This window comes from Eggerthella sp. 1_3_56FAA, from assembly GCF_000185625.1.
In the GTDB taxonomy this organism is placed as follows: Bacteria; Actinomycetota; Coriobacteriia; order Coriobacteriales; family Eggerthellaceae; genus Eggerthella; species Eggerthella lenta.
In genome coordinates this window covers 1,086,255-1,093,303 of record NZ_GL622580.1, presented here as the reverse complement: position 1 = coordinate 1,093,303, position 7,049 = coordinate 1,086,255, and the positions used below count along the sequence as shown (strand labels likewise).

5 protein-coding genes are annotated in these 7,049 nt (G+C 66.8%); 3 read left to right on the top strand and 2 right to left on the bottom strand.

What is annotated here, in order from left to right:
• Nucleotides 1-619, top strand: a 619-nt coding sequence (locus tag HMPREF1023_RS09860) for a cytochrome c3 family protein (protein WP_050784818.1), incomplete at its 5' end; no start/stop codon positions are given.
• 150 nt (nt 620-769) lie between these two features.
• Entirely contained in the window at nt 770-1,552 is a 783-nt protein-coding gene (locus HMPREF1023_RS09855) for a 4Fe-4S-binding domain protein (RefSeq protein ID WP_021410110.1), read from the top strand.
• Nucleotides 1,553-1,563: 11 nt separating this feature from the next.
• Here the strand turns inward: HMPREF1023_RS09855 and HMPREF1023_RS09850 are convergent, their stop codons facing one another.
• On the bottom strand, nt 1,564-2,541 hold the full coding sequence (locus HMPREF1023_RS09850; RefSeq protein ID WP_021410111.1) for a hypothetical protein: 978 nt from the start codon (nt 2,539-2,541) through the stop codon (nt 1,564-1,566).
• A gap of 516 nt (nt 2,542-3,057) precedes the next feature.
• Entirely contained in the window at nt 3,058-4,881 is a 1,824-nt protein-coding gene (locus tag HMPREF1023_RS09845; RefSeq protein WP_009306134.1) for an FAD-binding protein, read from the bottom strand.
• A 268-nt stretch (nt 4,882-5,149) separates the two neighbouring features.
• Between HMPREF1023_RS09845 and HMPREF1023_RS09840 the strand changes: the two genes are divergently transcribed.
• Nucleotides 5,150-6,631: a helix-turn-helix transcriptional regulator gene (locus HMPREF1023_RS09840; RefSeq protein ID WP_009306133.1), complete on the top strand. Its 1,482-nt coding sequence runs from the start codon at nt 5,150-5,152 to the stop codon at nt 6,629-6,631.
• The last annotated feature ends 418 nt before the right edge of the window (nt 6,632-7,049 follow it).

Below are 7,049 nucleotides of genomic sequence, written 5' to 3'. Positions count from 1 at the left end.
CGTCCTCGCGCTCACGGCCGCGATGTGGACGCTCGCGGGCTGCGCGCCGAAGGCGGAGCCCTCGGCTCCGGCGGCGTCCGAGCAGAAGGACGGGAACGGCGGCTCTTCGGCCATGGACGGCCAGCCGGTGAACTGGACGATGGACTCCGACTGCTCGATGTGCCACACCGTCGAGGCCGCGTCGGCGACCGACGCGTCCTGCCCGCAGGCCTCGGCCCACGAGGCCGAGGGCGTGACCTGCGTCCAGTGCCACACCGACGAGGCCGCGCTCTCGACCGAGCACGCCGACGTGAAGTTCGGCGACAAGGCCGCCACCAAGGCGACCGTGGTCACGGTGGACCCCGAGACCTGCATCTCGTGCCACGGCACGATGGAGGAGATGGCCGCCAAGACCGCGGACTCCACGGCGCTCACCGACGACAAGGGCACCACGGTGAACCCCCACGACGTCCCCTCGAACGAGAAGCACGAGGAGAACCCCGCCACGTGCACCGACTGCCACAACAACCACTCCAAGGATCTCCCCAAAGACTCGATGCGCTACTGCGCCCAGTGCCATCATCGGGGAACCTTCGAATGCGGCACCTGTCACGAGCTTCGCGAACGCGCGACAACGTAGGACATCCCGTTCACAGGGCGGCTTTCTCCCGCCCCCCCACTTTGAAGAGCCCGGCACCCCCTCCCGCCGGGCTCTTCGTCGTTCGGCGAACGCCACCCGGGCATGAAAAGGAGTATCATCGTGGGGTTGTCGGAGAAGAGAGGAACCGTTATGCCGTCGATCGTTCGCGTCGCGTATTTCAGCCCCACGCATACCACCAAAACCGTCGCGGAAGAGGTAGCCGGCGCGCTGGCTGCGCCGCTTGGCGCTTCCGTCGAGATCGTCGATCTCACGTTGCCGGGGCATCGTCCGGCCGACGTCTCGTGCGGCGCCGACGACGTGCTGGTGTTCGGCTTCCCGGTGTACGCCGGGCGCGTGCCCGCGCTGCTGCGCGACGAGTTCGCACACCTGATCGGCCAAGATACGCCCGCCGTGATCGTGGGGCTGTACGGCAACCGCGACTTCGACGACGCGCTGCTGGAAGCCGCCGACCTGCTAGGCGAGCGCGGGTTCGACGTGGTGGCGGCGGGCGCGTTCATCGGCGAGCACTCGTTGACGGCCCGCGTGGGAACCGGCCGCCCCGACGACGCGGACGTAGCCGCAGCGCAGCGCTTCGGCCGAGAGCTGGGCGAGCGCCTGGCGCGCGGAAGCCGTCTGCCCCAACCCGCCATCAAGGGAAACCGCCCCTACAAAGAGCTCAAGCCCGGCGCCGACGTGCGCCCCATCACCACCGACGCGTGCACGAGCTGCGGCATCTGCGCGGCGCGCTGCCCGCTCGGCATCATCGACGAAGACGATCCCGCGCTCATCGGCGAGGGCTGCCTCCACTGCTGCGCCTGCGTGAAAAGCTGCCCCGAAGACGCGAAATACTTCTCGAGCGAATCCACCGACGCGGTGATAGCCATGCTGGAATCGAAATGCCTCGAGCGGAAGGAGCCGGAGCTGTTCTGGTAGGGCGCGCCGCGCTAGTCCAGCAGCGCTTCGCCCAAAACCGAGTCGAAGCGCACCGACGTACCGTCGGCGTAGGCTACGTTCCACACGCGGTAGTCGAGATGCTCGGGTACGCCGCCCGCTTCGAGCGCGCAGGATTCGCCCGACGTATCGACATCGCCCTTCGCACGACCAACGGCCTCGACCTCCGTCACGCTCGCTGCGACATCGCCGGCATCGGCGTCCGCCGCGCGCTCCTCGGCGGCGATGTCCGAGGGATCAACGCCCTGGCGCAGCGCAGCCTCCGCTTCGGCCACGGCTTCGGCAAGCTCGCTGTCCGTGGGCGCATCGCGCTTCGACTGCGAGCCCTGCAGCTCGTCGGTCCACCCCTCGCCCGTCGCAAGGTCCACCTCTTCGGAATATCGGTCGACTTCCTGCGTTTCGGGACGGTGCGCCGCCTCGTACAGCTGCGATTCCAGATAGTTGGTACGATGCGCGTCGGCTACCTGCGCCTCGATGCTCGCGCACGCGGGAATGCGGATGGCGGCGATGGCATCCGCGCCGAACGCACCCCCCGCAAGCAGCTGGCGCGCACGGGCGACGAAGCCGGCAGCCTCGGGCGGGATGGAGGAATCCTTCATGCGGATGGCGATGACCGGCCCCGCGCCGAACTTCACCTCGGCCCAGGTGAACGGCACCGGCTGCTCGCCATTGTTCTGCCTGGCATCGTTCTCGCGCGCCACCAGGGCAGACGTCTCGGCGAACTCCTCGTCGAGCCACGTGGCCAGCGCATCGCGCCACAGCGGATCGTCGTCGGCCTCGGCGGTGACCGTGTCGTCGCCCAAATCGAACCGCAGCACGTTCGCGCGCTGCGAGCCCTTCGCGGCGCGCACCACCTCGGTGGGAGCGACGGCCGTGAAGCGGCGCGCCATCTCGACGCTGTCGCCGCCCTGGTAGCTGTCCTCGTCGAGGACGATATGCAGTTGCACGGGAGGATGGATGGATGCGGACATGGAGGTTCCTTTCGACGCAAGCCGAACGTCGGCGCGCCCGAGGCGGCCGAAGCGCTTCGGCGGAATGTTCACTACCAGCGCATTGTCGCCCATGCCGCCGTGCGCGCACCACGCATCGCGCGCGCGTTGCGCAACCGTTGCGACCTAGAAACCGGTTTTAGGGAGAAGGCCTCCGGAGCAGAACTTGCATGCGCTTCTGCATTTTTTTCGACTTCGTGGCAAAACAGACGTAGCGCCACCAGGGGCTTTGCCGCATCCGCCTATCGCCCTTCACGAACGCGCTTTCTGACAGCAGCAAAAGACCTGATGAGAAGGCCTCTCGCAAGACCACTCTTGCCACGAAGTCGAAAAAAATGCAGAAACACCTTCCGATTCCGCTTTCGAAGAGCGAGGGGGGGGGGTCGAAGAACGCGCGCCAGAGCTCAGAACGCGAAAAAGCCGCCGCTCCGGGAGGGAGGGGCGGCGGCTTCAGGGGATGCAGGCGCCGCGGGATGGCGGCACCTGCGAGGGGAACGCTTAGATGTCGAGGCTGGGGATCTTGGCCTCGGCGTCACCACCGGCAGCGTTGATGCCGGCGATGCGGCCGAAGGTCACGCAGCGGCCGTGGCCGATGCCCGGCACGTACGTGGGATAGTCGCCCGCGCCGAAGAACTCGCCGGCAGCCGAGCCGCACACGTACAGGCCCTCGATCGGCTGGTCCTCGGCGTCGAGCACCTGGGCATCCACGTTGGTGCGCAAGCCGCCGCACATGGTGAGCAGGCTGGCCACCAGCTTGCCGGCGTAAAACGGCGGGTCCTGCACCTTGCCCATGACTTCGGGGCGCTTGCCGAAGTCGAGATCCTTGCCCAGATCGCACAGCTCGTTGTAGCGGGCGACCGTGGCTTCGAGGTTCTCGGGCGGCACGCCCATCTTCTGCGCGAGCTCTTTCAGCGAGTCGGCCTTCACGGTCTGACCCTTCTCGATCTCGCCTTCGAGCACGATCTGCTGAGCCTCCAGGTTGTATTCGCCGCCCACGGGCTGCGTGAGCTGGCCCCACTGCAAGCCGCCGCCGAGGCCGGCGTCCATCTGCGCCTTCACCTGCTCCAAGCCGTGCGAGTCGTAGATGGTCCAGGCGTCCTTCTGCGTCTGCAGCGCCTTCGTGACGCTCTTCGACTGGGTGTTCACGTCCTCGTTCTTGAAACGCTTGCCGTCCCAGTTCACGTGCAGGAAGCCGTAGCTGGCCGCGCCGAAGTCGAGGTGCATGACGGCCGCGTGCGGCTCGGACTTCTGCATGGCGGCACCCGCCCAGATAGCCTGCTTGTGCATGTCGCCGGTGTCGCAGTCGGGCGGGTTGTAGAAGCGGCCGTCCATGGCGTAGGCGGTCATGGGCGAGTAGTACTGGAACATCTCGTCGTCGGCCGCGTAGTCGCCCGAGGCGATGATGACCGATTTCGCGTTGATCTGCGTGTACTCGTCCTTGCCGGTGGAAACGATGGCGCCGGTCACCGGGCCGTTGCCGTCGCGGACGAGTCGTTCGCTCTTCGTGCTCCAGCGGATCTCGCCGCCCAGGTCGGCGATCGTCTCGTACAGCGCCGGCACGAGCACCGCGTTGCCGTACACGTCGCCCACGCCCGAGCCCTGGTAGAACGTGAAGTTGATGGTTTCCTCGTACTTGTCGGCCTGGTAGAAGATGTGCGTGACCGGGTACTCGGTGTAGTCGGGGCCCTTGTAGTAGCCGTCCCACAGAAGCGCTTCGAGGCCCTTCTTGGTAGCCAGGTCGTACAGCCAGTCGAAGCACGCGCCGCTCTTGTGCGCGAACTCCCACAGCAGCGGCTCCTTCACGCGGCCCTGCGCCCAGTTGATCCAGCGGCGCACGACGTTGTTGTAGTTCGGCTCTTCAAGCAGGCCCTGGTCCACCAGGCCCTGCTGCACCTTCGTGTGGAAGCCCGCGATATGCACGCCGCGCGCGACCACCGTCTCGGGGTTCTTGTCGATGGTGATGACCTTCTTCGCGCCCTCTTCCAGCGCGGCGATGGTGGCGCAGCAGCCGCCCAGGCCCGCGCCGATGACGAGCACGTCGCAGTCCTCGGTGTTCGCGATCTTGTCGGCGGAAATGGCTTCGGGCGCGATCTCCCAGCTGTGCATGCCGGCCACGTCGGGACCGGCCGAGGCGCCGCTTTCGGCGACCGGCATGCCGCCCGTCGTTCCGCCCGATGCACCCTCCGTCGTCGCCTTGGCCGCATCGCCGCCGCTTTGCGGAGCGCACCCCGCCAGCCCGGCAACCGCCGCGCCCGCGAGCGCGGTGCCGCCCAGACCCAAGAACGCACGACGCGAAAGACCCTGCTTCTTCTCTTCCTCCATGAGTATTCCCTCCTCCGTTGCCTACCCGCGGCCCCTTGTCGCCGCGTTGCCCCGACTGTACGCCCGACCTTGCAGGTCATCATCCCGTTGGCCGGGGGAACTTCGCCTCCCCCGCCCGATTTCCCCCTACCTGGGGGATGCCTTTTCGCGCAAGCGAGGCGGAAAGGGTGATGCCTGCGCGTATAATCTCTGGCGGGGAAAGCTGCCGAAACCGCCCGCCCGCGCACCGCGCGGCAGAGGCGGCCGATGCATGCAGGGGAGGATGCGGATGACACCATCGTTGCGCAAGGAGCTGTGGCGCACGCCCGATTTGCTGGGGTTCGCGGCGCACTGGACTTGGATCTGGTGCGTGTTCTGGAGCTCGCTGTTCTACGCCGAGGGGACGCTGCTCAACTCGTCGGAATCTGCCGGCGCGGCCGCAGGTCTTTCGACCATCGCGTTGGAGCCGCTGTGGGTGACCTCGCTGCTGGCGAACGTGGTGACCATCGCGTTTCTGCTGCTGCTCTCGTACTTGAGGAACCCGCTTTCCGACGTGAGATGCCTCCCCGCGCTCGCCGCTGCGCTCACCGCGCTGGGCACGTTGGCCATCTCCCATCCGTCGCTCGTGATGACGGGCGGCGGCGCCTCGACCGTCTACCTGGCCGGTTCGCTGCTCACCGGCGTGGGCAGCGGCATCGTCGTGGTGCTGTGGGCCGAGCTTTTGGCCTCGCTGGGGTCGCAGCGCACGGTGAACTACAGCGTGGCGGCGCTGCTGCTCGCAGCCGTGGCGTACCTGGTCATCAGCCTGCTGCCCATCGACGCGGCGCAGATGATCGTAGCCTTGCTCCCCCTGATCAGCATGGGGTGCTTCGTCCACTTCAAGCGCAGCGTGCCGCGGCCGCCGCGCGCCATGAGAAACGTGCGCGTGCGCGCGGTGCCACCCATGCGCATGATGGTGATCGCCGCGTTCTTCGGCGTGTCGTTCGGCGTCATGAAGGGGCTTATCGCACCCGTGGGCGACGAATGGATCGGCGTGCGTGACCAGCTGAACATCATCGCCATCGCGGGCGGGGCGCTGGCCGCGTTCGTCGCGATGAGCGTGTGCAAGATGGACTTCGACCACCTGACGTACCAGATCGCGCTTCCGCTCATGGCCGCGGGGTTCCTGTTTTTGCCGATGCACGAGCCATGGAACGTCATCGGCACCGCCGTGCATCAGCTCGGCTACCAGTACTTCTACATCGTGCTGTGGGCGCTGTGGCCCGTGCTGGCCTCGCACGGCAGCGTGCCCACGGGGTGGGTAGTGGGCTGGGGGCTTTTGTGCATCCAGCTGGGCCAGTTCGTCGGATCGGTAGCCGCCGCCATCGCACTCACGTTCGTTCAGGGCGACCTGGGGCTGGCCATGGTGTCGGCCGGGGTGATCTTCGTGATCCTGATCATCGCGCTGTTCGCCATGGGAAGCGGCTCGGCGAACACGGGCTGGGGCTTCGTGAAGCCCATGGAGGAAGCGGACGCCGCGTCCGATTTCGAGAAGGCCGGCACGCGCCTGGCCCGCCGCTGCCGCCTGTCGCCGCGCGAGATCGAGGTGTTCTTCCTGCTGGCGAAGGGCCGCAACCGCGCCTACATCCGCGAGGAGCTGGTCATCGGAGACGAGACGGTGAAGAGCCACATCAAGAGCATCTACCGCAAAGCCGACGTCCACTCGCAGCAAGAGCTGATCGATCTGCTGGAACGCGAGAGCAGCGCAGGCGAGCCGAGGGGACGGGGCTGATCGACGCGGCGAGGAAGCAGTGCGGCGGTTCGCTTCCGCCTCCTTCGCCACGTGGGCGCAAATGGGCAGCTGTGACAATTTCAAAGCGTCTGAAACCCGCTTCTCGACCGAGCATCCTGCATAAGGCCTGTTCACGTTTCAGAGCTGCAGCCGCGCAGTTCTGAACAAGGAGAAAATTGCCATGGCTGCCCATTTGCGCCCACGCCGAAGAGCCGAGGGAAAGCCCGAAGCCCTCTTCGAGGGCGATCCGTCGTTTGCAAGGGGGTTTGGGGAGACGAACCGCGCTCGGAGGGGGCTTCGAGGCCGGAGGGGTGCGGAAAGGGCGGAACCCGGATGCTTCACTTGAAACATCCGTTCTTTTGCTGCCGATGTTTCACGTGGAACAATTCGCCCGGAGGGGGTTCTCCCCCTCCGGACC